At 36.6% G+C, this 25,844-nt stretch carries 38 protein-coding genes and 1 CRISPR repeat array; of the genes, 12 read left to right on the top strand and 26 right to left on the bottom strand.

Features of this window, described 5'->3' with window-relative positions:
- Nucleotides 1–180: 180 nt before the first annotated feature.
- The 3 genes from L1267_RS12275 to L1267_RS12265 all read right to left on the bottom strand — a co-directional run bounded on the left by L1267_RS12275 (nucleotide 181) and on the right by L1267_RS12265 (nucleotide 1,701).
- Entirely contained in the window at nucleotides 181–408 is a 228-nt protein-coding gene (locus tag L1267_RS12275) for a hypothetical protein (RefSeq protein WP_235383018.1), read from the bottom strand.
- Between the two features lie 8 nt (nucleotides 409–416).
- Nucleotides 417–731 (bottom strand): hypothetical protein, encoded by a 315-nt coding sequence (locus L1267_RS12270; protein WP_235383017.1) that lies wholly within the window; start codon nucleotides 729–731, stop codon nucleotides 417–419.
- Nucleotides 732–960: 229 nt separating this feature from the next.
- A complete protein-coding gene (locus tag L1267_RS12265; RefSeq protein ID WP_235383016.1) occupies nucleotides 961–1,701 on the bottom strand; it encodes a hypothetical protein in 741 nt (246 codons plus the stop codon).
- Between the two features lie 202 nt (nucleotides 1,702–1,903).
- Here L1267_RS12265 and L1267_RS12260 point away from each other — a divergent pair, with 202 nt between their 5' ends.
- The 6 genes from L1267_RS12260 (at nucleotide 1,904) to L1267_RS12235 (ending at nucleotide 7,651) form a co-directional block, all read left to right on the top strand.
- Nucleotides 1,904–2,821, top strand: coding sequence for a BspA family leucine-rich repeat surface protein (locus tag L1267_RS12260; RefSeq protein WP_235383015.1), 918 nt, complete (start codon nucleotides 1,904–1,906; stop codon nucleotides 2,819–2,821).
- Nucleotides 2,822–2,883: 62 nt separating this feature from the next.
- A complete protein-coding gene (locus L1267_RS12255) occupies nucleotides 2,884–3,729 on the top strand; it encodes a BspA family leucine-rich repeat surface protein (RefSeq protein WP_235383014.1) in 846 nt (281 codons plus the stop codon).
- A 62-nt stretch (nucleotides 3,730–3,791) separates the two neighbouring features.
- Complete coding sequence (locus tag L1267_RS12250) at nucleotides 3,792–4,637, top strand: BspA family leucine-rich repeat surface protein (protein ID WP_235383013.1); 846 nt, start codon at nucleotides 3,792–3,794, stop codon at nucleotides 4,635–4,637.
- A 61-nt stretch (nucleotides 4,638–4,698) separates the two neighbouring features.
- Nucleotides 4,699–5,616 (top strand): BspA family leucine-rich repeat surface protein, encoded by a 918-nt coding sequence (locus L1267_RS12245; protein WP_235383012.1) that lies wholly within the window; start codon nucleotides 4,699–4,701, stop codon nucleotides 5,614–5,616.
- A 62-nt stretch (nucleotides 5,617–5,678) separates the two neighbouring features.
- On the top strand, nucleotides 5,679–6,599 hold the full coding sequence (locus L1267_RS12240; RefSeq protein WP_235383011.1) for a BspA family leucine-rich repeat surface protein: 921 nt from the start codon (nucleotides 5,679–5,681) through the stop codon (nucleotides 6,597–6,599).
- Between the two features lie 62 nt (nucleotides 6,600–6,661).
- Entirely contained in the window at nucleotides 6,662–7,651 is a 990-nt protein-coding gene (locus tag L1267_RS12235; RefSeq protein ID WP_235383010.1) for a BspA family leucine-rich repeat surface protein, read from the top strand.
- A gap of 329 nt (nucleotides 7,652–7,980) precedes the next feature.
- On the opposite strand, the gene L1267_RS23670 is transcribed toward L1267_RS12235, so the two are convergent.
- Together L1267_RS23670 and L1267_RS12230 are read right to left on the bottom strand one after the other, a co-directional pair.
- Entirely contained in the window at nucleotides 7,981–8,103 is a 123-nt protein-coding gene (locus tag L1267_RS23670; RefSeq protein WP_268842613.1) for a hypothetical protein, read from the bottom strand.
- A 291-nt stretch (nucleotides 8,104–8,394) separates the two neighbouring features.
- Nucleotides 8,395–8,697, bottom strand: a complete 303-nt coding sequence (locus tag L1267_RS12230) for a hypothetical protein (RefSeq protein ID WP_235383009.1) — start codon at nucleotides 8,695–8,697, stop codon at nucleotides 8,395–8,397.
- Nucleotides 8,698–9,015: 318 nt separating this feature from the next.
- On the opposite strand from L1267_RS12230, the gene L1267_RS12225 reads away from it, so the two are divergent.
- The gene (locus tag L1267_RS12225) at nucleotides 9,016–9,645 is read left to right on the top strand and encodes a DUF285 domain-containing protein (RefSeq protein WP_235383008.1); all 630 of its coding nucleotides are present in this window, start codon (nucleotides 9,016–9,018) and stop codon (nucleotides 9,643–9,645) included.
- A gap of 49 nt (nucleotides 9,646–9,694) precedes the next feature.
- Here L1267_RS12225 and L1267_RS12220 read toward each other — a convergent pair whose 3' ends face one another.
- The 5 genes from L1267_RS12220 to L1267_RS12200 form a co-directional block, all read right to left on the bottom strand.
- Complete coding sequence (locus L1267_RS12220; RefSeq protein WP_235383007.1) at nucleotides 9,695–10,039, bottom strand: hypothetical protein; 345 nt, start codon at nucleotides 10,037–10,039, stop codon at nucleotides 9,695–9,697.
- Nucleotides 10,040–10,384: 345 nt separating this feature from the next.
- Nucleotides 10,385–10,990, bottom strand: a complete 606-nt coding sequence (locus L1267_RS12215; RefSeq protein ID WP_235383006.1) for a hypothetical protein — start codon at nucleotides 10,988–10,990, stop codon at nucleotides 10,385–10,387.
- Nucleotides 10,991–11,149: 159 nt separating this feature from the next.
- Nucleotides 11,150–11,374 carry a hypothetical protein gene (locus tag L1267_RS12210; protein WP_235383005.1) on the bottom strand — a complete coding sequence of 75 codons (225 nt, stop codon included), beginning with the start codon at nucleotides 11,372–11,374 and terminating at the stop codon, nucleotides 11,150–11,152.
- Nucleotides 11,375–11,386: 12 nt separating this feature from the next.
- Complete coding sequence (locus L1267_RS12205) at nucleotides 11,387–11,782, bottom strand: hypothetical protein (RefSeq protein ID WP_235383004.1); 396 nt, start codon at nucleotides 11,780–11,782, stop codon at nucleotides 11,387–11,389.
- An 89-nt stretch (nucleotides 11,783–11,871) separates the two neighbouring features.
- Nucleotides 11,872–12,252 carry a hypothetical protein gene (locus L1267_RS12200; RefSeq protein ID WP_235383003.1) on the bottom strand — a complete coding sequence of 127 codons (381 nt, stop codon included), beginning with the start codon at nucleotides 12,250–12,252 and terminating at the stop codon, nucleotides 11,872–11,874.
- 183 nt (nucleotides 12,253–12,435) lie between these two features.
- On the opposite strand from L1267_RS12200, the gene L1267_RS12195 reads away from it, so the two are divergent.
- The gene (locus tag L1267_RS12195; protein ID WP_235383002.1) at nucleotides 12,436–13,509 is read left to right on the top strand and encodes a hypothetical protein; all 1,074 of its coding nucleotides are present in this window, start codon (nucleotides 12,436–12,438) and stop codon (nucleotides 13,507–13,509) included.
- A gap of 152 nt (nucleotides 13,510–13,661) precedes the next feature.
- Nucleotides 13,662–13,952, top strand: coding sequence for a helix-turn-helix domain-containing protein (locus tag L1267_RS12190; RefSeq protein ID WP_235383001.1), 291 nt, complete (start codon nucleotides 13,662–13,664; stop codon nucleotides 13,950–13,952).
- A gap of 366 nt (nucleotides 13,953–14,318) precedes the next feature.
- On the opposite strand, the gene L1267_RS12185 is transcribed toward L1267_RS12190, so the two are convergent.
- The 7 genes from L1267_RS12185 to L1267_RS12155 form a co-directional block, all read right to left on the bottom strand.
- The gene (locus tag L1267_RS12185) at nucleotides 14,319–14,699 is read right to left on the bottom strand and encodes a hypothetical protein (RefSeq protein ID WP_235383000.1); all 381 of its coding nucleotides are present in this window, start codon (nucleotides 14,697–14,699) and stop codon (nucleotides 14,319–14,321) included.
- A 74-nt stretch (nucleotides 14,700–14,773) separates the two neighbouring features.
- A CRISPR array of direct repeats spans nucleotides 14,774–15,939; the repeat unit is 26 nt; unit sequence ACTTTAAGCCGCGCATGTGGCGGATA.
- Nucleotides 15,940–16,083: 144 nt separating this feature from the next.
- Nucleotides 16,084–16,509 carry a hypothetical protein gene (locus L1267_RS12180; protein WP_235382999.1) on the bottom strand — a complete coding sequence of 142 codons (426 nt, stop codon included), beginning with the start codon at nucleotides 16,507–16,509 and terminating at the stop codon, nucleotides 16,084–16,086.
- A gap of 85 nt (nucleotides 16,510–16,594) precedes the next feature.
- Nucleotides 16,595–16,978: a hypothetical protein gene (locus L1267_RS12175; protein WP_235382998.1), complete on the bottom strand. Its 384-nt coding sequence runs from the start codon at nucleotides 16,976–16,978 to the stop codon at nucleotides 16,595–16,597.
- Between the two features lie 71 nt (nucleotides 16,979–17,049).
- Nucleotides 17,050–17,388 carry a hypothetical protein gene (locus L1267_RS12170; protein WP_235382997.1) on the bottom strand — a complete coding sequence of 113 codons (339 nt, stop codon included), beginning with the start codon at nucleotides 17,386–17,388 and terminating at the stop codon, nucleotides 17,050–17,052.
- Nucleotides 17,389–17,597: 209 nt separating this feature from the next.
- Nucleotides 17,598–17,822, bottom strand: a complete 225-nt coding sequence (locus tag L1267_RS12165) for a hypothetical protein (protein ID WP_235382996.1) — start codon at nucleotides 17,820–17,822, stop codon at nucleotides 17,598–17,600.
- Nucleotides 17,823–17,886: 64 nt separating this feature from the next.
- Nucleotides 17,887–18,465 (bottom strand): hypothetical protein, encoded by a 579-nt coding sequence (locus tag L1267_RS12160; RefSeq protein ID WP_235382995.1) that lies wholly within the window; start codon nucleotides 18,463–18,465, stop codon nucleotides 17,887–17,889.
- 278 nt (nucleotides 18,466–18,743) lie between these two features.
- Nucleotides 18,744–19,241, bottom strand: coding sequence for a YgjV family protein (locus L1267_RS12155; RefSeq protein WP_235382994.1), 498 nt, complete (start codon nucleotides 19,239–19,241; stop codon nucleotides 18,744–18,746).
- Between the two features lie 167 nt (nucleotides 19,242–19,408).
- On the opposite strand from L1267_RS12155, the gene L1267_RS12150 reads away from it, so the two are divergent.
- Together L1267_RS12150 and L1267_RS12145 are read left to right on the top strand one after the other, a co-directional pair.
- Nucleotides 19,409–20,068 carry a hypothetical protein gene (locus L1267_RS12150; protein WP_235382993.1) on the top strand — a complete coding sequence of 220 codons (660 nt, stop codon included), beginning with the start codon at nucleotides 19,409–19,411 and terminating at the stop codon, nucleotides 20,066–20,068.
- A gap of 120 nt (nucleotides 20,069–20,188) precedes the next feature.
- Complete coding sequence (locus L1267_RS12145; protein WP_235382992.1) at nucleotides 20,189–20,773, top strand: hypothetical protein; 585 nt, start codon at nucleotides 20,189–20,191, stop codon at nucleotides 20,771–20,773.
- Between the two features lie 69 nt (nucleotides 20,774–20,842).
- On the opposite strand, the gene L1267_RS12140 is transcribed toward L1267_RS12145, so the two are convergent.
- The 6 genes from L1267_RS12140 to L1267_RS12115 form a co-directional block, all read right to left on the bottom strand.
- Nucleotides 20,843–21,085, bottom strand: a complete 243-nt coding sequence (locus L1267_RS12140; protein ID WP_235382991.1) for a hypothetical protein — start codon at nucleotides 21,083–21,085, stop codon at nucleotides 20,843–20,845.
- A gap of 21 nt (nucleotides 21,086–21,106) precedes the next feature.
- Complete coding sequence (locus L1267_RS12135; protein ID WP_235382990.1) at nucleotides 21,107–21,388, bottom strand: hypothetical protein; 282 nt, start codon at nucleotides 21,386–21,388, stop codon at nucleotides 21,107–21,109.
- A 66-nt stretch (nucleotides 21,389–21,454) separates the two neighbouring features.
- Nucleotides 21,455–21,637, bottom strand: coding sequence for a hypothetical protein (locus L1267_RS12130; protein ID WP_235382989.1), 183 nt, complete (start codon nucleotides 21,635–21,637; stop codon nucleotides 21,455–21,457).
- A 351-nt stretch (nucleotides 21,638–21,988) separates the two neighbouring features.
- Nucleotides 21,989–22,144 carry a hypothetical protein gene (locus tag L1267_RS12125; protein ID WP_235382988.1) on the bottom strand — a complete coding sequence of 52 codons (156 nt, stop codon included), beginning with the start codon at nucleotides 22,142–22,144 and terminating at the stop codon, nucleotides 21,989–21,991.
- Between the two features lie 63 nt (nucleotides 22,145–22,207).
- A complete protein-coding gene (locus L1267_RS12120) occupies nucleotides 22,208–22,489 on the bottom strand; it encodes a hypothetical protein (RefSeq protein ID WP_235382987.1) in 282 nt (93 codons plus the stop codon).
- Nucleotides 22,490–22,704: 215 nt separating this feature from the next.
- Nucleotides 22,705–23,097, bottom strand: coding sequence for a hypothetical protein (locus tag L1267_RS12115; RefSeq protein ID WP_235382986.1), 393 nt, complete (start codon nucleotides 23,095–23,097; stop codon nucleotides 22,705–22,707).
- Between the two features lie 476 nt (nucleotides 23,098–23,573).
- On the opposite strand from L1267_RS12115, the gene L1267_RS12110 reads away from it, so the two are divergent.
- Entirely contained in the window at nucleotides 23,574–24,005 is a 432-nt protein-coding gene (locus L1267_RS12110) for a LexA family protein (protein WP_328247613.1), read from the top strand.
- A 16-nt stretch (nucleotides 24,006–24,021) separates the two neighbouring features.
- On the opposite strand, the gene L1267_RS12105 is transcribed toward L1267_RS12110, so the two are convergent.
- From L1267_RS12105 to L1267_RS12095, 3 genes are all read right to left on the bottom strand, one after another.
- Nucleotides 24,022–24,225 (bottom strand): hypothetical protein, encoded by a 204-nt coding sequence (locus L1267_RS12105; protein WP_235382985.1) that lies wholly within the window; start codon nucleotides 24,223–24,225, stop codon nucleotides 24,022–24,024.
- Between the two features lie 14 nt (nucleotides 24,226–24,239).
- Nucleotides 24,240–24,869, bottom strand: coding sequence for a hypothetical protein (locus L1267_RS12100; protein WP_235382984.1), 630 nt, complete (start codon nucleotides 24,867–24,869; stop codon nucleotides 24,240–24,242).
- Between the two features lie 104 nt (nucleotides 24,870–24,973).
- On the bottom strand, nucleotides 24,974–25,726 hold the full coding sequence (locus L1267_RS12095; RefSeq protein WP_235382983.1) for a hypothetical protein: 753 nt from the start codon (nucleotides 25,724–25,726) through the stop codon (nucleotides 24,974–24,976).
- Nucleotides 25,727–25,844 lie beyond the last annotated feature (118 nt).

Genomic DNA, 25,844 nt, shown 5'->3' with positions numbered 1-25,844 from the left:
ATACATTAGCCGTTACATGTTATATGTCGCAACTATCCCAAATAACCCTGCCAAAACCACTATTACAGTTAGGTTTTTTCGTATAGATTATAAATGTATGTTGCCGGGCAATCGCTACCTACAACACAAGACTCAATAAACGTTTCAAGTGACTCATCTCGCTTAATATCCCGCCATGTATTACCATCGATGGATAAAAATACCGTTAAGATAAGCGCGAACAGTTTCATGCGTTAAAATATAAGATTCTTTGAATTCTGAAATAAAGAACTTGCCATCGACATACCCGGCACTAATTGACACTTGGTTACCTACAGCGTCTGTAAGCGTAATAGGGATTATTGACTCAAGAGGCGAGCTTCCTATCGTTAGTTCAAAAAAGGAGGCCACCAGCGCTGCTGGTGGCACTCACAAGGCTATTTAGACTTGTTACTGTAGAACTCTTCGAGATGCTCTTCGATTTCTTGTTGTGTGTTACACCACACGTACTTTTGCTTAGAATTTTCAGTTTCTAAGAATTTAATGCGGTATTTTGAACATTCAGATTGAGGTTTATTATCTTTGTGTCGCACAGTGGCTGTTTCAAGGATAAAGTCACTTGTGCTAAGCACTGGCGAAAAGAAGAAGCCGCTTGCTAAGTCGTTTAAAGTCGTATCATCATTGGTTACTTGACAGATAAAACTCTTAAGTGAGTTTAGGGTTTTAAATTTTTTTGTAGTGCTGATTGTCATAAGTCCGACCTTATTGTTAGTTGTTTGTGTTAATTCTTTAACTTGTGATAAGTATAGCAGAGTGGGTTTAAAAAGCAATAGTTATTACAATAAAAAGATAAATTAAATTAAAATAAAATGCCCAGTAAAAATTACCGGGCATTTGTTGGGTCGGATTAAATATGTTTACTTAATTCCCAGTTGAGACCTGTTTGGTGATAGTTTTTCTGGGAATTAAGTGGTTAGGTTATTAATTAAAGAATCTAAGTGTATTCGGCTTTGATTCAGATTTAAGAATGTCAATTTCTTGCTTAACAAGTTTCTTTGTACCGTTGTCAGTTAGTACGTTTTCAATTTTTTCACGCTTTAAGTAATAATTTAAATCGCTTAACTCTTTTTCTTTAAGTTTAAGTGCTTCGATCTGATCTTGAATGTCACTAATTTGACTTTCTCGGGCGCCAATTAACTCTTTATCTTCTTTGGTTAGTAGGGTATCAAGCGCTTCTTTGTTAACGTTCTGTTGAACAACAAACGAATGTAGTAGCTGTTGTGCTTCTTCGTTTATGTTATTAACTAAGCTGCTTAGTTCTTTGTTAAGCTTTGCAATAGCCCAATCGATTAAAAAATCCTTAGTTTCAGTAAGTCTATTCGAGATTCTATCACAGGCATTCTTAAATTTTTCTTTTGCAGCGTCTTCTGAGCGGATGCCGTTATATTTAACAACTTCATCAATCACTGCGTCGATATTTTTAGGGATTGAATTCAGCATACGCTTAGGAGTGATAGCCTTGATTTGCTCTATAACATCGTCATTTAAAGTAACTCTCAAAGTTCCTTTAACGTGTTTTGAAAAACGGGTATCAAAAGAGCCGTCTTCTAGAGAGCCAGTGAAAGGTTCTCTGATTGAAAATGAAATATCGTCAATGGTAAACCCTGACAGGATTTGAACAAAAGCTGTTGTTTCTGTGATTGAGTTTGTAAGAAGTTTCATAAGTCCGACCTTATTGTTAGTTGTTTGTGTTAATTCTTTAACTTGTAATAAGTATAGCAGAATGAAGTACAAAATTAATATTTAACGCAATAAAAGAGATAAAGTAATTGTAAGCAAATAATAAGAAGTTGCGACAGAATGTGGGCTATTTTACTATTAACTAAATTTTGAGCAAAAATAGAAAATCTCAATAAGGTTTAATATGAAAACTAAAATATCACTAATAGCAATCGTTACAGCGACAGCGTTAAGTCTATCAGGGGCCGCTACGGCTCAAAATACAATGCGTTTTGGCTCGACTGTAGGGCCTGACCTTACTTTGAATGCGAACGCATCCGGAAACAGCTCAGGTGAAGCTGAGCAAGAGTCTAATATTTGTACGCCAGAGCAGCGCGTTGTGACACGTGCTGAATTAGATGTGCTTATCGCCAATAACGATCCGGCTATTAGTGATGTGTGTACTTCTCAAATAACAAATTTTACAGATTTATTTAGAGATAATACCGTTTTTAACCAAGATATTTCACGCTGGGTTACGTCCAACGCAACGGATATGTCAGGAATGTTTTTGGGTTCGACGTTTAATGGAGATATTTCAAACTGGGATACGTCCAATGTAACTGATATGCGGTATGTGTTTTTTCGCTCGACGTTTAATAGTGATATTTCAAACTGGAATACGTCCAATGTGACTAATATGACTTCTATGTTTTATAAATCGACGTTTAATGGTGATATTTCGAACTGGGATACGTCCAATGTGACTAATATGACGAATATGTTTTATGGTTCGCGGTTTAATGGTGATATTTCGAACTGGGGCACGTCCAATGTGACTACTATGATTTCTATGTTTCTTAATTCGACGTTTAATGGTGATATCTCGAACTGGAATACGTCCAATGTTATTTATATGCATTCTATGTTTTATAACTCAACGTTTAATGGTGATATCTCGAACTGGGATACGTCCAATGTAACTAATATGGGTTCAATGTTTTATGGTTCGCGGTTTAATGGTGATATCTCGAACTGGAATGTGAACAATGTGAGCAACTGGTCAAATTTTAATACTAATTCAGAGCTACCACAGGGAAATATTCCTTTGAAGTTTAGGTAAGCTTAATAATTTAACTTGTTAAGTTCGGCTCTTTTGATGGAAAAATTTTAATAAGGTCTAATATGAAAACAAAAATATCACTAATAGCAATCGTTGCAGCGACAACGTTAAGTCTATCAGGATCCGCTATGGCTCAAAATAAAATGCGTTTTGGCGCGACAGTGGGACCTGACCTTACTTTGAATGCGAACGCATCCGAGAAAAGCTCAGGCGAAGCTGAGCAAGAACCTAATATTTGTACGCCAGAGCAGCGCATTGTGACACGTGCTGAATTAGATGTGCTTATCGCCAATAACGATCCGGCTATTAGTGATGTGTGTACTTCTCAAATAACAAATTTTACAGATTTATTTAGAGATAACACCGTTTTTAACCAAGATATTTCACGCTGGGTTACGTCCAATGTGATTGATATGAGTTTTGCCTTTCTTGGCTCGACGTTTAATGGTGATATTTCGAACTGGGATACGTCCAAAGTGACTACTATGTCAGGAATGTTTTTTCATTCGCCGTTTAATGGTGATATCTCAAACTGGGATACGTCCAATGTAATTAATATGACTTATATGTTTTATGATTCGCCGTTTAATGGAGATATTTCAAACTGGGATACATCCAACGTAACTCATATGAAAGGTATGTTTCAGAGCTCAAAGTTTAATGGAGATATTTCTAGCTGGGATACGTCAAACGTAACTTCTATGAATTATATGTTTTCTAACTCAAAGTTTAATGGCGATATTTCAAACTGGGATACGTCCAATGTGACTACTATGAATTATATGTTTTATAACTCAAAGTTTAATGGAGACATTTCGAACTGGAATGTGAATAATGTGAACTACTGGCAAGAATTCAATACTAATTCAGAGCTACCACAGGAAAATATTCCTTTGAAATTTAGATAAGCTTAATAATTTCACTTATTAAGCTCGGCTCTTTTAATGGAAAAATTTTAATAAGGTTTAATATGAAAACTAAAATATCACTAATAGCAATCATTGCGGCGACAGCGTTAAGTCTATCAGGGACCGCTACGGCTCAAAATACAATGCGTTTTGGCGCGACTGTAGGGCCTGACCTTGCTTTAAATGCAAACGCATCCGAGAACAGCTCAGGTGAGGCTGATAAAGAGCCTAATATTTGTACGCCAGAGCAGCGCGTTGTGACACGTGCTCAATTAAATGTGCTTATCGCCAATAACGATCCGGCTATTAGTGATGTGTGTACTTCTCAAATAACAAATTTTACAGATTTATTTAGAGATAACACCGTTTTTAACCAAGATATTTCACGCTGGGTTACGTCCAATGTAACTGATATGCGGTATATGTTTTATAGTTCGCGGTTTAATGGTGATATTTCGAACTGGGATACGTCCAAAGTGACTACTATGTCAGGAATGTTTTTTCGTTCGCCGTTTAATGGTGATATTTCGAACTGGGATACTTCCAACGTAACTCAAATGGATTATATGTTTCATAGCTCAAAGTTTAATGGAGACATTTCGAACTGGGATACGTCCAATGTAACTATGATGAATTATATGTTTTTTAGTTCACCGTTTAATGGAGACATTTCGAACTGGGATACGTCCAATGTAACTATGATGAATTATATGTTTTTTAACTCAACGTTTAATGGAGACATTTCGAACTGGGATACGTCCAATGTAATTTATATGAATTATATGTTTTCTAACTCAAAGTTTAATGGAGATATTTCGAACTGGAATGTTAGCAATGTGAACCAATGGTCAGGTTTTAATAATGATTCAGAGCTATCACAGGAAAATATTCCTTTGAAGTTTAGATAAGCTTAATAGCTTACTTGTTAAGTTCGGCTCTTTTAATGGAAAAATTTTAATAAGGTTTAAAATGAAAACTAAAATATCACTAATAGCAATCGTTGCAGCGACAACGTTAAGTCTATCAGGGGCCGCTACGGCTCAAAATAAAATGCGTTTTGGCGCGACTGTAGGGCCTGACCTTACTTTGAATGCGAACGCAGCCGGGAACGGCTCTGATGAAGCTGAGCAAGAGTCTAATGTTTGTACACCAGAGCAGCGCGTTGTGACACGTGCTGAATTAGATGTGCTTATCGCCAATAACGATCCGGCTATTAGTGATGTGTGTACTTCTCAAATAACAGACTTTACAGATTTATTTAGAGATAACACCGTTTTTAATCAAGATATTTCACGCTGGGTTACGTCCAATGTGATTACTATGCAAGCAATGTTCCGTGACTCTAGTTTCAACGGAGATATTTCGAACTGGGATACGTCCAATGTAACTGACATGCGGTATATGTTTTTTCGCTCGACGTTTAATGGTGATATTTCAAACTGGGATACGTCCAATGTGAATACTATGACTTCTATGTTTTATAACTCAACGTTTAATGGTGATATTTCTAACTGGGATACGTCCAATGTGACTAATATGCAATCAATGTTTAATGGCTCGACGTTTAATGGTGATATTTCAAACTGGAATACGTCCAATGTCACTTATATGAATGCTATGTTTTTTCGTTCACCGTTTAATGGAGATATTTCGAACTGGGACACGTCTAAAGTGACTGCTATGATAAATATGTTTTATGGTTCGCCGTTTAATGGCGATATTTCAAACTGGGATACGTCCAATGTAATTTATATGAATTATATGTTTTATAACTCAAAGTTTAATGGAGATATTTCGAACTGGAATGTTAGCAATGTGAGCCAATGGTCAGGTTTTAATACTGATTCAGAGCTATCACAGGAAAATATTCCTTTGAAATTTAGATAAGCTTAATAATTTCACTTATTAAGCTCGGCTCTTTTAATGGAAAAATTTTAATAAGGTTTAATATGAAAACTAAAATATCACTAATAGCAATCGTTGCGGCGACAGTGTTAAGTCTATCAGAGGCCGCTATGGCTAAAAACACAATGCGTTTTGGCGCGACTGTAGGGCCTGACCTTGCTTTAAATGCAAACGCATCCGAGAACAGCTCAGGTGAGGCTGATAAAGAGCCTAATATTTGTACGCCAGAGCAGCGCGTTGTGACACGTGCTCAATTAGATGTGCTTATCGCCAATAACGATCCGGCTATTAGTGATGTGTGTACTTCTCAAATATCAGATTTTAAAGATTTATTTAGAGATAACACCGTTTTTAACCAAGATATTTCACGCTGGGTTACGTCCAATGTGACTACTATGCAATCAATGTTCCGTGACTCTAGTTTCAACGGAGATATTTCGAACTGGGATACGTCCAATGTAACTGACATGCAGTATCTGTTTTTACGCTCGACGTTTAATGGTGATATTTCAAACTGGGATACGTCCAATGTGATTTATATGACTTCTATGTTTTATAACTCGACGTTTAATGGTGATATTTCTAACTGGGATACGTCCAATGTGACTAATATGCAATCAATGTTTAAAGGCTCGCCGTTTAATGGTGATATTTCAAACTGGGACACTTCCAATGTGACTAATATGATAAATATGTTTTATGGTTCGCGGTTTGATGGTGATATTTCAAACTGGGATACGTCTAAAGTGACTGCTATGGTGAATATGTTCGCGCTTAACAACAGCTTTAGTGGCGATTTGTCAAACTGGGATACGTCCAATGTAACTAATATGGGGGCAATGTTTTATGGTTCGCGGTTTAATGGTGATATCTCGAACTGGAATGTGAACAATGTGAGCAACTGGTCAAATTTTAATACTAATTCAGATCTGATACAGGAAAATATCCCTTTAAAGTTTAGGTAAGCTTAATAATTTCACTTATTAAGCTCGGCTCTTTTAATGGAAAAATTTTAATAAGGTTTAATATGAAAACTAAAATATCACTAATAGCAATCATTGCGGCGACAACCCTAAGTCTATCAGGGACTGCTACGGCTCAAAATACAATGCGTTTTGGCGCGACTGTAGGGCCTGACCTTGCTTTGAATGCGAACGCATCCGGAAACAGCTCAGATGAAGCTGAGCAAGAGTTTAATGTTTGTACGCCAGAGCAGCGCGTTGTGACACATGCTGAATTAGATGTGCTTATCGCCAATAACGATCCGGCTATTAGTGATGTGTGTACTTCTCAAATAACAGATTTTACAGATTTATTTAGAGATAACACCGTTTTTAATCAAGATATTTCACGCTGGGTTACGTCAAATGTGACTACTATGAAAGCAATGTTTTGGGGTTCGACGTTTAATGGAGATATTTCAAACTGGGATACGTCCAATGTGAATACTATGACTTCCATGTTTTATAACTCAAAGTTTAATGGAGATATTTCAAACTGGGATACGTCAAATGTGAATGCTATGACTTCTATGTTTTCAAATTCGACGTTTAATGGTGACATTTCGAGCTGGAATACATCCAATGTATCTACTATGACGACTATGTTTTCAAATTCGACGTTTAATGGAGATATTTCACGCTGGGTCACGTCAAATGTGACACATATGTCAAATATGTTTTTTAGTTCGACGTTTAATAGTGATATCTCGAGCTGGGATACGTCCAATGTGATTAATATGACTTATATGTTTTATGGTTCGCGGTTTAATGGTGATATTTCGAACTGGGATACGTCAAATGTGACTAATATGAATTCCATGTTCCGGGACTCTAGTTTTAATGGTGATATTTCAAACTGGGATACGTCAAATGTTATTCATATGAGTTATATGTTTCATGGTTCAAAGTTTAATGGTGATATTTCGAACTGGAATGTGAACAATGTGAACCAATGGTCAGGTTTTAATACTAATTCAGAGCTTCCACAGGAAAATATCCCTTTGAAGTTTAGGTAAGCTTAATAGCTTACTAATTAAGTTTGGCTCTTTTAATAGCCAATTTAATTAAGGGTTAGTATTGAGGTATATATTTAGAAATTCAAGTTTCAGCGGAGATGAATGTTTGAAAATTCTATGTTCACAGGTGATGTATCAATATGAAACAGATCCAATTGCAGGACATTTTAAGTTGGGATGTTTATGAAGTTGCGTATTTTGGCGAATTTAGCAAATACTCGAAACTACCTAGTAACTATATACCACCAAAATTCTGGTAAATAATATTCATGCAATGGTCAACTAAATGAAGTGAGTAGGCCATTGCATGAAACTTTTACTAAGCGCTCTTATGATTCAAAAATACGAGCATACTCGTCTGGGCTATGAGCTTGTAGGATATCTTTTACTTTTACGTGAAGCTCAGAGTTATGAATGCGCTTCGTCGTCGTTTTTGAATATACCGGCTTCATCTACTCTTTGTAATTGAATTTCGCCGTCAGCGTCAAATAAGTCCTAACCTTCAGTTGCTGCCTTTTGGTCTTCAAAATTACTTAATGATATTAGTGTTCTTCCTATTTTGAGTTAAAATGTGTGATAAAAGCATGTTTTCAAAGAGCGTTTTGAAAACACTATAGACGTTTTTTTATTGAAATGTCTATAGTGTCAAAGTAGACCTGCTAATGAGTTGTTGTTATAACTTTATAAATAGCAAGGTTATAAGCCTCTATTGAAGTAATTCAAGAGATAAGTTTAAGTGGTGTTTATTTATCTAGTGAACTATTAATCATATTGGCTCTTTCGAGAAGTGCTTCGGGTTCATTTAGTACTTCAGTTACAGATGTTAGTAAACGGTGAAACATTGCAGATGAGCCTTGTCCGGTAGTCCATGTTAAGTTTAGATCACCATTAATGTAAGGGGTTAAATTAAATCCTTTTTCTGCGAAAAACTTCGATACTCTGTAATATTCTTCCTGCCCTTTTTTGATAAATGCTTTGGTTTCACCGATTTGTTTTCCAAATTCTCTAAAAATTGCTTTGATGGCCGATTGTGAAGATCTATTCATAGTATTTCTCACTTTGCTGTTGTGTATTTATGAAGTTATGAAAAGTTATTTATTATTAAAAATAAAGATAATGGGTTAAAATTACAGGTGTTTATACTTACTGTTTTGGCTGTTTTAAGTCGCTTAGAGACGTTTCATTATTAGTTAATTGATAGATAAAGCTCTTAAGTGAGTGCAGATTGCCATAAGTCCGACCTTATTATTAGTTTCTTTAACTTGTGATAAGTATAGCAGAGTGGGTTTAAAAAGCAATAGTTACTGCAATAAAAAGATAAATAAAATATTGAACAAAAATAGAAAATTTAATTAAGGTTTAATATGAAAACTAAAATATCACTAGTGACAATCATTGCGGCGACAGCGTTAAGTCTATCAGAGACCACTACAGCTAAAAACACAATGCGTTTTGGCGCGACTGTAGGGCCAGACCTTGCTTTGAATGCGAGCGCAGACGGGAACGGCTCTGATGAGATTGAGCAAGAGCCTAATGTTTGTACGCCAGAGCAGCGCGTTGTGACACGTGCTGAATTAGATGTGCTTATCGCCAATAACGATCCGGCTATTAGTAATGTGTGTACCGCTCAAATTACAGATTTTATTAAATTATTTGAGAATAACAAAACGTTCTCTCAAGATATCTCGAATTGGGATACATCTAACGTATCTGACATGAGGTATATATTTAGAAATTCAAGTTTCAACGGAGATATTTCACGATGGGATACAAAGAATGTCACACGTATGGACGGAATGTTTGAAAATTCTATGTTTATAGGTGATGTATCAACATGGAACACATCCAATGTAACTAATATGTATTCAATCTTCAGAAATACTGAATTTAAGGGTGGGCTATATTTTTACTTGTTTTCGCAAGGACGCTTAACGTATGCACTTTACCGGGTTACTCACCGCCACCATGGCTACTTATATCTAAACGCAGTTTAATGACATATGTTTTGCATTATGGTCAGAATCAAATGTTTAATTTGAACGTTTAAACTATACTGTTAATTTTATCCAGCTTCAACTGCAAAGAAGATAACTCGTTTGTTTTTACAAGAATTTCTTCTTCAAGATTGCTTTTAGCGCGGTTTATGGCATCTTCAATATTCAAAAAAACAAGCGTGTTATAAGCTTCACCTTGCTTTGTTAAATAGAACATTTCAAAGTTGCACTCAAACGGATATGTTTGATTTTCATTAGTAGAATCGCCAACAAGCTCGGTTTTAACTCTAAACAGATCATTGAGCTCGATAGCCTCAACAACTTTAAGTGTCAAAATATCATGAAAATCTGTAACGGCATAAAGGGTGTTTGGAACGACTGAAGCTAATGACATGAGTGTTCTTCCTGTTTGGAGTTAATCATAAATTAGTTGGTAAAGATAAGAGTGTATTACTTTTTGAAAATACTTAAAACAGAGAAAAAAAGTAAGCCACCAAGCACGTATGCAACAAATGCCAATAGTGTACGGGTAAGGTCATAGTCATTAAAAAACTTGTATTAGTTTGCTTTTGATAAATTTAATATTCATAAGTCCGACCTTATAGAGATTTGATTTATTTAAAACCTACACAAAGTATATCAAATAACATGCGAAAATCAATAATAAAGACAAAAAAAGATAACAAAAAGGAGTAATTGTTAGGTGCTGATGATTAAAAGACCACCAGCACCAAAATGCCTATAATTCTTCATCTCGAGTTTTAAAATTTTTGAGGGAATTCATAAGATCTTCACTCCAAACGCAACAATTAGGTTTAAGTTCACCATCCACCATCTCAGATATATTTATCATCTGAAAATCACTTATATTAACAGGCACGATTGCTTTGCCATCCAAATGGATGCTGCTAAAACTGATTTCATACTGACCAGCACCTTGATGGTGCTTGAATTCTGGCAGGATCTCTGCACCCTCAAAAAAGCTGTAGATTGCGTCTTTGATGCTCATTTTATTGATCATACATTCACGAATAAATTCAGGTTGCACCTCAAAGTCTTTACTTATCAGGCGCACAAAATCAGATACTAACCTGTAAAATGTATCAGCGCTCCAACCTGAGTCTAGTGACCAGATATTCTTGGCTTCAATGCCTCTGTCAACTTCAATCGAGATAACCTTTTCAATCGAGTTATGGTGTGATGCCATGAATTCACGAACAGTGTATGGACCTACAATTTTGTTTTGACCAGAAGCGAACCCTAGATTATCGGAAAGGGTAAAGCAATACTCATCAGAAGGATTTAAGTTTTGCGTTAGTAAGTCGTAAATTGAAATATCATTCATGAAATCTGACCTTTCTGTGGTTTATGTTATTGTTTGTTTATGGCATTAAGTATAGCAGGATAGAGAGGGATTAACAATAAATACTTACAAAAAAAGATAGAATGCAGAAAAGAGGATTGTGCCGGTCATATCGTAATATAACCACCAGCAAAATCAGCATTAGTTATGGCGTTTAATTTGTTCGATACTCAACGACTCTGTGTTGTTATTGGAGTTGTAGTATATGATGAAATCACTATTATCAGCTGCTTTAATGTCAAAACAATCGTGCTTTAGTGACACCTTTGTTTGGCAGCATGAGATGTTCGCCTCTTTTGCAGCATTCGCAACAGCATCGGCAAATTGAGCGATGCTAGCCGGGACTTTAGGTGTTTGAGAACTCAATTTTTACTTCCCCTAAAATCTGTCAAAATGTGATTCGATAAAATGAACAGAGTTAGGCTTATTATAAGCTTTAATATAAATGTCACTAAATATTTTATCAGGTTTGAGCTCGGAACCATATTGCTTCAGATGCGTTAAAGTACATCCAATAGCATCAGCAGCAGCTTGTTTTGATTTAGCTGCGACAATATATGAACCGTTTTCACCTTTATGTGATCGCACTTCGAAAATTGTAACGCCTTTAATTTTGGGGTCGAACAGATAGTTACTACTGACGCATATAGACTCTAGTTTTTGTAATTGTTCATTGGATGCAATTTGAATCAAATTAATAACAACACCATAGATAGGGCTGTTTTTACCATGGAACATCTCTAATTGTTTTTTAAATGCTTCAATAGTCTTCATGAGTTAATTCCTTTAATACTGAGTTAGGGTAGAGGCGGTAGTTCTTGCGGCAAAGCATAGGGGTGAACTAGGCAATGCCGCAAACATCCTTAATCGTCTACTGAAATTACGGTGTTAGGCGCATTGTAAGCCTGAATTTGTTGGATGGTATGCAATTCATCAACTGAAGACTTGAGTCCGTACTGACTTAGGTGATAAACAGAGCAGCCGATAAGTTCCGCCGCTTCTTTTTGAGTTTTAGTCGCAACAAGAAAATGACCGCGATTATGTTGATGTGATCTTACACGAAAGACTGAGATGCCTTTAATTTCTTTATTTGGCATGCAGTTCAACTCTACACAACGTTTTTCAATAACGTCTATTTGCTCTGGCGTAGTAGTGTCTAGTAAAACAGACAGAACCTGAAAAGTTGGGTTTTGGGCGCCAAGAACGTCCTCTAATTTAGTACGTAATTTATCAGCAATATTCATAGTCCGACCTTAAAATAGTTGTTTAGTTAAATCTGGGATTATTGTATCTGAAAAAAAGTATAAAATCAATAATTGAACAATAAAAAGATAAAATAAGTAAGGTAGCTTTGTTTGATTTTAATTGGTTAGTGCAGAATGTATGTTAATATTGGCCTTCTAAGATGAACTAAAATAAGGTTTTGTATGCGAAGTTTACTAATTGAAAAGGGTAAAGAGTTTCACGAAATAGCTGTCAAACGTGATATGAAGGTGGCAATTGAACTGTATATGTCATTAGATAGTGATCGGCAACGATGTAATTTCCTATTTATTGCTTCAACAAATGGTTTTGTAGAGTTTATTGATTATGTATTCCATTCTCTCGACCAGTTTAAAGAAGCAAAGGATTGTTTAAATGCATGTGGTCAATTCGTCTCAAACGAAAAGCATGCGATATTACTTTATGAAAGGACTAAAGACTTTTCAGGCGAATTTGATGGATATCTTCTAGATGTCGCAACTTCGACTTTTTACAATGATGACTTAATGCTTTTAAAAGCGGTACTTGAGGCAGGTTATACCGAGAAAGGAAATTATGCTTACGGTGAAGATGAGTCCTTAACGCTGTTGGAGTTAGCTTCAATTAAAGAGGCGAACAAGTGTACTGCATTTTTAATTGAGCATGGTTATGTTGCTCATAAGCCAGAAAATATGCCAATTCAATGTTGGGCATACCCATGGCCGGTAAATATTTTAGAAGATTACTCACAGTATCAATATATTTTTGAAGATGTTTCTAAAGAATTCTTAGATATCCACAGAATCAGTGATGATGAAAGAAAGAAAATTGTTCGTCATTTAGTATGCTGGTTAAACGAGCACTGCGAGTCTGTAGATGCGTTGAAGGCTGGTTTGACTTTTGCTGCGGTAATGGCATTAAAAATGATACATAAGGGCGCATCATGCTCTGTGTTGGACGACATCAAGTGTAGTATTGGTGATTCGAGCAGAATGAAGCATTTGTTAGATGATTTAAAGTTTAATGGAGGTCTAAATCTATCTAACGATATTTTGTTGTTAGTTTTTTTGGCTGATTTTGAGTTAGAAAATGAGCGTGATGCTTACGAGTTGCTAAAAGCATTTAAGAAAAACAACTTGATTTTCACTGCAAGTTTGGCAAGTGTTTTATCTTCAAAGAGTAAGGATTTTTTACTTCAAGAAATGTATGATGGTTGGACTGACACACTACCAGATCTTGATGACATATTTGACGACTAGTAACAGGGTGGTTCTACTTGCGCTTAATGGCCGTTAACGGTGGCTATTAAGCGATTTCATAGGGAATAGATCAAGTTACGACATTAGACTTTACTTATAGGCATGCCTATATTATACTTAGATTCAAGTTAAAAAATAATAAGGCGTTTATCATGGTAACGGAATTTACAGATTTAGAAAAACTCGTATTCAACACGCTTGTTGATCATTGCATGGATGATGTAGAAGCGGATATTGATGACTTATCTTTAAAAACGCGCTTAACTGTCAGCACAGTGAAAGGCGTTATTGGCTCTCTAGTGAAAAAGGGAGTTGTTCATGTGGACAGTGAAAAGCGTGACTTTAAAACCTTTAAGACAATCAATCCTATCATTGATGGAAAAACTCTCTCGTTTGGTGGTGATCAGTACGACCAAGAAGAGATAGATGCTTACAAGCTTTAAATTTTAAGAATAATGGGCGCCAATGGCGCTCATTTTGAATACAGAGTTATAAACAAGTATTTTCCCCTGCATCAGCACAAAAGCGTCTCAGAAAGCAATTGAAGGCCATTCAATGGATGAGGCATCTTTAACAACACACCCGGCATCACTCCACACTTAGTGCCATCAAAGAATACCGCCAAGCATCCTAATCAAACGACCATAAAACCAGCAGTATTAACAGCTGAAACACCTATAGTAGATTTTTTTGTCTTGAAAAGGGTCGAACCTTAACACGCTTACCAGAGCCTATAAGTGCGCGTAAACGTGTTCTTAGATACTTATGCGCTAAAGGGGGCAGTGAGAAATCTAATGAGCTAGTGGAAGCTACAGTCGCACGATTTCAACTAGCTCGGCACGTAATTTAACTAAGCCATTAAGCTTTGCCATAGCAATTTTGCCTTCGCCAAGCTTTGCAGTGTTATGCATACAGCTGTCAATGTTTTGGATGATTGATTTATTAATAAAATCACGCAAGACTGAGTGAGTAGTGTTTTCAAACTCAGCACATGTAAAGTAATCAGGAGAAAGAGCTAAGCAATCCATTTGTGCTTCGAAAGATACTAGTTGAAGATAGTTAGCTTCTGTATCGCTACGGCCAGCACTGTAATGAGATGAAAGCTTAGTAAGCAAAGAAGATCGAGTAGCCTTTTCACCTTCATAAATGCGAGTAGCAATAGCTTGTAAGTTTTCTTTAATTGAAGTCATAAACCAGCCTTTATCTATTTGTTTTACTGAGAATATTGTTACATAAAAACGGTATATAAACAACAAATAAAGATAGATATTGCCGCGCATGTGGCGGATAACTTTGTGTTTGCGGTGATAAGATTTAGTTTCGAACTTTAAGCCGCGCATGTGGCGGATAACGGCAAAGCCCGTGAGTCTGACAACATTCTCGTACTTTAAGCCGCGCATGTGGCGGATAGCTGACTCGTTGAACGATTCGAAAAAATCCGGCTACTTTAAGCCGCGCATGTGGCGGATAACAAAATCTGTAAATGCAATAGCTGATATGTTGAACTTTAAGCCGCACATGTGGCGGATAACTGATACTTTTTGTTCCACATTTGCATTTTTGTACTTTAAGCCGCGCATGTGGCGGATAACTTTCATCAGTTAAAACATTTATAAATTGCTTCACTTTAAGCCGCGCATGTGGCGGATAGCCTAGCATCTTAGTAAGTGGCAAGGCAGGCATTACTTTAAGCCGCGCATGTGGCGGATAGCTTGATTTTCAGTCAGCAATTTTTGAAGTGGTAACTTTAAGCCGCGCATGTGGCGGATAGCTGAGAAGTAACAGAATCCTCAGTGTGATCGTTACTTTAAGCCGCGCATGTGGCGGATAACCAAAACTCATTTGAATACTCCGTGGCTGGGAAACTTTAAGCCGCGCATGTGGCGGATAACCATTCCAGATGCTCGTTAAATTTTTTAACCGTACTTTAAGCCGCGCATGTGGCGGATAACATTTTTTGATGGTCGATTATGACGTTAAGAACACTTTAAGCCGCGCATGTGGCGGATAACTGATAAATCACGCAGGGAGTATCTGAAATGGCACTTTAAGCCGCGCATGTGGCGGATAACGCACCTGCTTGGTGCCCAACGTGGCAATGCTTACTTTAAGCCGCGCATGTGGCGGATAACTTCATATCATAACAACGTTATGACAACACCGTACTTTAAGCCGCACATGTGGCGGATAACTCTAGCTTCACTGACTCGTTGTGTATAGTTTTACTTTAAGCCGCACATGTGGCGGATAACTTTCATAAAAATGCCTGCGTTTTTATAGGTGTACTTTAAGCCGCACATGTGGCGGATAACTCGCTTATACGCTTGCGTATGTCGTTTATATCACTTTAAGCCGCACATGTGGCGGATAACTTTTCAGTTCGTTCAACCTTTCGTGTTCCTCTACTTTAAGCCGCACATGTGGCGGATAACTAGTAATAAAAGGCACTATATTCAAGTATTTCAAGTACTTGAATTGAAATATACAATAAAGGCATATTTTTAAAGAGCGGTATATATACGATAGAGATTTTTTTATGAAATGTCTATCGTATATGACCAATGCTGTTAATCTCTAATTAGCTTTAGGTATATAAAACAGCCCTAACCGCTTAAAGTTTGATAAAGTATTGTCTTGTTCTCCATCAGCGAATTGTTCAGACAGTTCTTTTAGAGTGTTAATGATGACATTTCCATATTTTAATGGCTGAACTTCTTTGATAGCTTTATGTTGTTTGCCATTACTTTTATTGCCGACATAAATGGTATCAAGAACTAATGAAGAAGGGCCACCTAGCTTATCTGTTTTAATCTCTACAGTGTAAACTGTGGGGCGCTGTTCTTTGTTGTGAAGGGTAAGCACTAGACCGCCATTAGTAAGACTACCTAACTGTACAGACTGACTCAGGGATAACTTTTCTTTTGCTTGCTTGATCAGAATGTTACTAACCTCACAAACAGTTGAGCTGATGTGAGAAAGAGAAGAAAATACATTATCCATTGTTAGATAGCCTTATTGTTTTGTTATGGTCTTATTATGGCATTTTAAGTCATATAAAACAATAATTATTACAAAAAAAGATAAACTAAAACTGCAAAGTTATCTTTAATAAAGAGTCTAATTCATCTAAATCTTCAAATGTCACTGTTCGGGTGCCAAGTCCACCACTATAGAACAGCTGATACGTATATAAATCAATTAGCGTAATGCTAAGCTCATCAATAAAATCATCACTCAGCATTTTCTCAGTTTCAAGGAGCTTTTCCAGAATGGCCTGTGCTTTATCCGCAATAGGTGAAATGGTCGTTTTATTGTTACTGTTAAAATAGCCAATATCAACGCTACAGATGTCATTGTTAGTATCTTCGATGTATATTACTTTGTCAGCGGTAGAACTAACAAATATAGGGCTTGTAATATTATGTTTAGATTGAAGTGATTGCTTTAATTCTGCGCTTAAGTTTTTCATGTCCTGACCTTGTATTTGATGTTGTAATGGGGCTGTGGGCTAATTGGAATTAACCCACACAATCAAACTGATTAAGTTTGGATAAGGTTGTTTAGCGTACCTACACACATTTTCTGACTGAGGCTATCTGCGTCAAGAATTGCAGCCAGCGCTTTCTCGACTTCTGTGGGGTAAAAATTAGTCTTACCACCATCCTTTTTGATGAATTCGCGATATTCTTTATCTATAAGCCAATAAGGAACATTAAGTTCACTAACTTTGAAAGATAATTCGCTACATTCGTTGGTAATAGTTACACTTTTTTTAGTTACCTCAGAAACAACTTGGTCATTGCCGATTTTTAGGCCTTTACGTGCCAAAAGGGTAGCGCCAGTAGTACGATTATCTAAGCCAAGAATATTGATATACATAATACTTCCTTTCTGTAGTTGACATGATTATTCTACCAAAAAAAGATAGTTGAGTAAAGATTTAAAACTGTTTCTTAAATAAAAAATGTCTATAAAAAGCTCAGCTAGAGGGCAAGATGCAAATTGTTGGATTGAAGGTAGAGTGCAGTGAAAGCTTAAATAGTTCATTACCGGGATAATGTGTAATTAACCCGGTAAATTGATAGAGATTACGCAGAAGGCTCTTTTTCTGTTTTTTCGCTAATGTGAAGGTTAATTTTTATCGAGGCAAACAGAGTCCCCGCAATCAATACTAACTTGAGTAGATTGAATACAAAGAATGCTTTATCGAAAGTGTTGGCTTTAATGTGTTCGTAAATATCTGCGATAAATGCTGTTGCACAAATAGCGAATACGAGGCGAATAATGAAGTCTAAGGTTTTTAAAAGTTTCATTTGCATGCTTTCTTATTGTTGTGATTAAAAGGGGCTTACAGCCCCACAAAGAGTGCTTCTAGTTTTATGAATCGATAAAGCGACTAAGGGTGGCATTCTCTTGAATAGCTTTAGAAGTGAGTTTTAGTTCTTCCATGCAGATTTCTATCTCAGTCTGAGTTGCTTGTTTAGGCCATTTTATTGAATTGTTTAGAATGTCATTAAAAGTGAACCCATCGCTATAGCTTGATTTACCACCAACATCGGCACCAGCTTTAAAATAGATAGGTAGTTGATTATCATCCCCTAGTGCATCAGGATTAAATGTAATAGTGATGAATATAAAGATACGTATGTTATGTTCCCCAATTAAAGATGCCCCGAAAATAGCTTCAAGGCGGGAATCCCCTAAAATATCTTCTATCTCGAGAAAGGGGGATTTAATAAGCACTTCATTTGCTGCACTTTTAAATTGCTCAGCTGTCAAAGTAGAACTAGCATTCTCAAAAAGACTAGGGATAAGATGTTCGTTTTGTAGTCTAAATTGATTCTTAATAAAAGTGCGAACAGTACTGTCTCTTACGTTTGAGCCAAGGAGGGTTTCAAGCGCTTCTTTTGTTTGATTGTGGAACTGTGTTTTATTTAAATTATTAATGATTGTCATTGTAATTCCTTAGTGGCTTATTAAAGTAAGTTCATCTCGTTCCAAACAAGCCATGATACATTACAATGGTTTGAATTGGTTTCAAAAAAGGTATTGCCGCAAGAGTTATCGTACTCTTTGAGATGAGACAGGGACCGCTCCCCTCAGGCAATTAATCGATGCGTTTAAATCGTTAACCAGCTGATAATTTATTATTGCACTACAGGAATAGAATATCAATAATTATTTTGAAATAAAAAGATAAATAGCTCATGCATCAAAATTAAAACATGATTTATCTATGATTGTCTTAAAAAGTACCGATGAATGGTTATAATGTGAATTAAAATGCTGACAAAATTCATTAATGCTACAGGCCAAGAACCTGTGAGAATGCCATCTATAATCCAGCAGAAACACGTAAAAATGAAACCGACTCTCATCGCTAGCCCTCGAAGTCGAAAAGATACAAATGTTGCACCCATGGACGCTAAAATAGAGAATAATTGATTCCAATTTTCTAAGAAAAAGAGCCCCTGTAACAATGACATTGCTAGAAATACATACATCACAAGAGGGGGTGGAGACTCTTTAGCTATCCAAAGTCGAAGTGCTACAAACCCCATCGAAATTGCTGATATCACGCTTCCTAGTAATAAAAAGTGAGGGACAAAGACTATAGCACTTAAAATAGTGTAATTTAGTAGAGCCTTATCGTCTTTTAAGGATATTGCATAAAACCCTATGGTCATTGCCAATATGCCAATACTTTGAGCTAAAAAAACATCGTTTAACATAATTATTTTTTAATTATTTTTTAGACAATTATAGGCAAATTTAGTGTCGATTTATAGGTATGAGCATGTTATATGATAAGAGTTACTTCACAAAAAAGATAAAAAAAGACTAGCATTGGTTAACATGGTAGGGTATATTAGTAGGTAACAAACATAAGGAAGATATAATGTCTAAATCAATTCTTGCCCGTATTAAACCATCATTCGTTAACTATCCACTAGTGACATCTGAAGTTGCCTTAGCTCTCAGTAAAGGTCTGTTAAACAATACGCTGTCGTTTGGTATTGAGCCTGTAAAAAATGATGATTTACTACAACGCTTTGCCCTTACATCCAATGGCATGCTCATCGCGGAAGAACAAACTTATTCCGCAGCGGCTCAGATTATTATTGAATTAGCAAATAATGTCGATTACTCCGTACTTGAAGTCGTTGAAGAACATGACTCAGAAATTGACGTTAAAGGTAAATCGGATTTTTATGTTTTAAGTATGCAGTACGCAGAAAATGACAATGTGATTGGCTTTATTATTAAAGACTGCAATTACAAGCCTGTGGCATCTCTGGAGATTGAAGATTGGGATCCAAATAATGGCAAATTACTACTAAGTGAATTTAAAAAGTCTCTTTTAGCAGAATTTGAGTTAAGTGCAGATCAAACATTTTCATTCTTTTCAGAACGTAATGTGAAGATCGGGATTAATATTGATCATGATTGCCAGTCTCTAACATTACTAGTAGATGATAAGCAATTTTATACAATGGGCCATGATGAAATTGATGAAAAGTTTTTGTTGCTTTTAAAAGCGATTGAAACAGAGTTATAGAGGTACAAAGAATGGCCATTACAACTACTTAGTAATGGCCAGCATAATATACCTTAAATTTATTGAATTGCTTGAAATAGCTAAGTAAGCTAGTAATTAATTAAATTACGGTTAATTATTATGGCAATAAAATTTCACTCTCATTTGTTAGATACAACTGAACGTATCGTATTCTTTGATATAGATTCAACACTTACATCCGCAGTAGACCATCATATACTAAACTACCAACCGGCTTATAGAGCTTCTAAACAAGCAGTGTATGATCGCCATCAATGGAAAACTATCAAGTTTGGTGATTATATAGAGCTTAGTAGCTCTTGTTTGGCCTTGTTTGCCAACTTCTTAGCCCAAACGGGAGCAAGAGCCGTGTGTGTTTCGTCGTGGAATTGTGTCCGTCACGATGGCATATATTTGCAAGAGTTGCAGCAAGCATTTGAAACTATCTCTGAGTTTCCGAAAGATTGGTTACTAGGTTTTTCTGGAGTTGGTGGCGGGGACCGTTGGAAATGGTCGATCACCCCTTTTCTGCTGGAGACAGGATTTAAGGGCGATTTAATTGCTATTGATGACAAAGCATGCGATTACAGTAATCAAAATATCGCTATTAAAGTCGATAGCTTGATAGGCTTTAGTTATCGAGAATATGAAAAAGGTCTATCCCGGTTCGGTATTGATGAGGGTCTAGTTTATCAAAATGAATAACAGGGTAGAGGAATTTACTTAAATTCATAAAACAAAACTCGCTAGATGCGAGTTTTGTTGGTAATAACGCTAATCTATGAAAGAAGGTGCTTCAATAGGTTCTTCATCACCGGAAAAGTCATACTCAATCCATTTATCATCTGGGACGTCGGGATAAGTCGCCTTCCCATTTTGAAGACAGCCAAATACCTCGAAGCTCATCATGGTGTCAGGAAATACATCATCAGCTGGTTGAAAACCAACATGATGTTTCCCTGCACGATATAGAGAATCATAATCACTCTGTAGCTCAAATTGTGTTTTACTATTCATTCCTATCCCTTATCTAATTAATTAGTCGTCACGGTCTGCTACAACATCTTTCAGTTCAGAAAATGCATTAAGGAACTGAGAAGTAGCATTTTTCAATGTATTAATTTCTACTTGTTGTGCAACAAATACTGTGTGGGCAAAGCTAATAAGTTCTTCTTCAGTATCTGACATTGTTTTAAGATGTTTACCATTCATTCCTGTATTGGTGTCATCTAAATCAATTTTGAAACGACGTTTGATTAGGCGTTTCAACTTTTCAGGGTATGCTTGCATGTCCTGAATTTGAGTCTTGCATAGTGCCATGAGAAATAACCTTATTGTTTAGTTTATACTTGATATTATACACGCCCATAAGTGTATAATCAAACATTACTTTTTATCAGCTTTAATTAAATCAAGCATTTCATTGCCAGCTGTAGTTGCACTGGCAAATGACAAATAGATGTCTTTCCAAAATAGTAAGTAAACGCGCTTCTGTAGCTGCCAGCAGCAGGGATCGCCTTTTGTATATGTGTAAATGATACGATATTTTGGCCACTTAAATAATGTCATTAGAATAAATCCGTGCGTTTGTGAAATATGCATATTGTTTCATAAAAAAGATAGAGGAAAAAGGTGGTTTTAATGGCAATGGGCAGAAATTTAACAAAAAGAGGATATGTTATTAAGGGAGTTTGCCTACAGAAAGTCAGTTAAACTCACTCTCTATAGGCCAGCCATTACAAAAGAGTAATAGGACAGGTCATTGTTACCAAGCCATGGGCTAACCCTGTTAGGGCAACGGGGTGCGACAATTAAAATTGCCCCTGTAACCACCCTTAGTTGTATATTCCCACAGAGAAGCTGTTATAGCAACTCTATGGGGTGTATATACCTAGTAAATAGAAGTGGACAAGGTTTAAGTTATAATTCCTCAGTCACAGTAGTATACCAGTCACTTTCACGGAGCGGCCATTGCCACTCGTCAAGATCAACAATACCATCTTCTATTTTCACTTTGGCAACAAATGGAGCAACCGTGTTTGCATCAAATGTCTCTACGAACGAGCCTAGCTCCATTCTGCTTAATTGTTTTTATCTGATTCTGTAGGTAGTTTTTTTAATATCATTAATGCCATTTTTTTATTCCCATGTAGTTAAAAACGAATTGTAGGGCATATCAGAAGATCTAAATACCATATCCCCAAAACGACTAGCCAGTGCTTGGAAATGGCTTATAGTGGAATCGTCAGCGTCAAACTCTAGCCCTATAAATCTTTGCTGATAAGTGTCTTTAGGTTTGTCCAGTTCACGCTGAAGCGCTTCAGTCGATTTTACTGAAATTAAAATTTGAGAAATATAACTAACCGCACAAGTGTATTTTCGTCCCAAGCGCCCCAGTTCGATAATATCAGCCCCCGCCATCTGGGTAGTCTAACTGAATGCCTTTATGCTCTCCGCTTTTAATTGCTTTTACAGCTTCGTCTTTTGACGGTACTTTCAAAAATAATTGCGGCATTTTCTACTCCTCGGTGGTAACAAGTACATCTAACTAGTCACCTTCTGGCGTGTTTGGTTCAGCGTCCCATAAGGCTTCAACTCTGGCAAGAGCTTGCTAGAAGTATGGCCATTAAATTTATTTATTTTACGATAGCATTAATGTCTTCCAATAAGCTTTGCAGCTTACTCGCATGATCATTAAGAAGCGATTTAGCTCTTTCTTTAAAGTCTTCAAATAGCTTATCAACCTGTTCTTGGTCACAGTAACCGTGTAGTGTTACCTTAGGGAAAGTTGTTGCTGAATAAGCGAAAAGTGTAGTTTCATTGAGAACTAATTGCGGATTAAGTTCAAAAATACGTTCTGAGTTGGTACTTGAACCGTGAATGATAATGTCGCAACCCGAAGCAGGGGCTTGACCGTTGCCCGGTGTATAAATGCTGACAACAGACGCTGTTTTAACGAATTCACCATTTTGAATTGAAAAGTCAAACTGCGTAATTTTTTTTCCGTATAAATCTTGTTTTTTTAACATGGCTTAATCCTTACTCAAGTTGATAAAAGAATTATACTTCAATACAAAACAATTGTACACAAAAAAGATAAAATAAAAGGCAATTAAATGCCTTTTATTCGATTAGAGGTTTTAAGGTATCTAAGAAAAAGAAAGGCTCTGCCAGTTTCCATAAAGCCAGAAAGAAAGTCGCTCGTATTCAAGCGAAAATCACTGATTGTCCCCGCGACTTTACCCACAAACTGACTTCGCGACCATTAAAGAAAACCAATTGATTAGCTGTGAAAGTCTGAGCGTTAAAAACATGATCAAGAATCGGTACGGACGCACACTTGTTCAGATTGAGTACAACTGTCAGCAAAGAGTCACTGTATTCACCCCATCATGAAAGTCTGTAATATACTGTATCAGGTTGATCACTTTGCATCATACTTGTTAATTGCCTCGATAAAACTCTATAATTTTGACATGGTCACGTTGCGGCAAAGAGTGTGCTAATGTTAGCAATAGAAAGGCCTACACCGCGATTACAAAATGAACATAAATTTGAACAGGGAACATCTGTGGAAATTTCAAATGTCGAAATGGGGATTGATTACAAAAAGCTTAATATCAGCTTAGATCAGTCTATGTTAAAAGACTCAGTCTATATTGGCCGCGCAAGTGGGCGATCAATGGAAGGAGTGGGGATTTTTGATGGTGACTTGCTAATTATAGATAGGGCGCTTGATGTACAGCATAATGATGTTATTGTGGCTTATTACAATGGCCTGTTTGTGTGCAAGATAGCCGACATGATAAATAATCAGCTGTTATCAGCAAATGAAGAATATGAGCCTGTAAAACTGACTGAATTCGATAACTACAATGTTGAAGGTGTGGTAAAGAGCTCTATTAGGCTATTTAGGGTCCCTGTAGAGCTCAGATAGCACTTAAAAGTAAGGATTACGATTCTGCACAATCAGTGTGAACCAGAACTTTAAAATCATCAGCGACTTTAATGCTGGCGTCTTGATTGTGGTAAATGGGTTCATCACATAGAGGGCACGGTGTGACCTTCTCAGGTTCTATACTGATTTCATCAGGCATAGGCTCTGTTCGTATTGAACAGCCCCACGAGGATTCAAATTTCTCATTCCAACTAGACATCTGAGTTTCTCTTGTTAGTAAGGCAAAAAGCGTTCTAAATAACCTAATGCGTATGTTTGATTCAATGAAACAGTATGTTCATCGTCATTCATATTAATTAAACATGGGTAATCGTGCCAGTCTTCACCTTCGCTTTCAATTTCACCGAAGGCAATCGTATTTAGTGAAAGCACGATTGTTCGCAATTTAATGATATCAATGGCAACCAATTCATTGTCCATGACGTCAGCATCAATATGTAATAATGGCGCAAGTGTATTGTAAGTATCAGTATGTTGAAGGCCACAAGCGTGTGTGAAGCTTTCTAAAGGCTGATTTCCAGACTTAGCTAGAATCGCGTTAATGAAGCTTAAAATGCGACTTTTATAAGGTTTGATAAAATCGTCACCAAATCCAGTTTCTAAGCTTGAAATAAAATTATTTACACCATCTCTTAATAGGGCACCAAAGCGCTCGTTATCAATGCATACAAGCTGGCCATTGATGTAATAATGAGGGTTATCTTCCAAGACTAAGCTCGTTACGTTATCTACCAGAAATGAACCATAAGCCGCCTCAACTACTTCACCTACAGGCGGAACATCACTCTTACGATACTTTGTTTCTTGAACGTAACCACTGCTTAGTTTTGTTAAAATATGCATCAGATAACCTCTTTGTTAATATGGGAATATTATCGCACAAAAAAGATAAAGAAGCAATCAAAAAAAGCTTAGTTAGCTTACATTTAACTAACTAAGCTTAACTGTTAAAAGTAACTAAAAGAGAAGCATGCAGTACTTAAAGTGTTGTTAAATTTTTCTGGATTAACAATAAACTCGTAGCCACTGTGTCCATTGCCAGTTAATACACAGTATTTTCCTACGCAACTAGTGTATAGCTCGCTAGGAGAGGGTATTCTAGTGTTGAGGATTTTCGCGATATTCCCTTTAAGTAAATCATAATTAAGATCGCCAACTTTGAGGCTCTTTGGGGCCATAAACAAGTCTGATTTGGCGGTAACGTGATAGAAGAAAGGTGAAGTGTTATCTTTGAATTCAAAGATACCATCTTTTTCTTTTACGAATGCAACATCATCTTCTTTAACGCTTAAATAGCCACTTAATGCTTTACGAATGTCTGTGATTTCTTCAACCAACTCACAGACCTTTTTGTCTGTAAGTGTAAGGTGATAAACGCCTTGTGATTGTGCGTGTTGGATCAGTTCTGTCAAGTATTTAGGACTGCGCTTGATTGTTACATTGTAAGTGATCAGTTGGCTTGTATAGTAAAGCTTCCACAAGTTCTCTAATTCAGTCAAAGTACCTGCGTTCAGGCCTTCAGGCAGCTTTTCAGGGTCGATATTACAAACGCTAACGTCTTTCCCTTCATGACGAATAGATACAGCGCCAGATTCGATATACTGAGCGATACGACTAACAGTGTCCTCACCTTTCAAAAAACTAACAAAACCGCCAACGCAAGGTTCGATGCTATCCACTTTATTGAATGTTTTGAACAAATGTTCGCCACATTCTCGCCTGCTTTAGCTGCGAGTCAAGGCGAACGGTCTTGACTTTAATGAAGTAGGAATTATTATGTACTGTATATGCATACAGTTAAATAGAGGGCGATTTGTT

This window comes from Pseudoalteromonas sp. OFAV1 (assembly GCF_021532595.1).
In the GTDB taxonomy this organism is placed as follows: domain Bacteria; phylum Pseudomonadota; class Gammaproteobacteria; order Enterobacterales; family Alteromonadaceae; genus Pseudoalteromonas; species Pseudoalteromonas lipolytica_C.
Note: the sequence above shows the minus strand (reverse complement) of the source record. Positions and strands in the feature narration are given on the sequence as shown.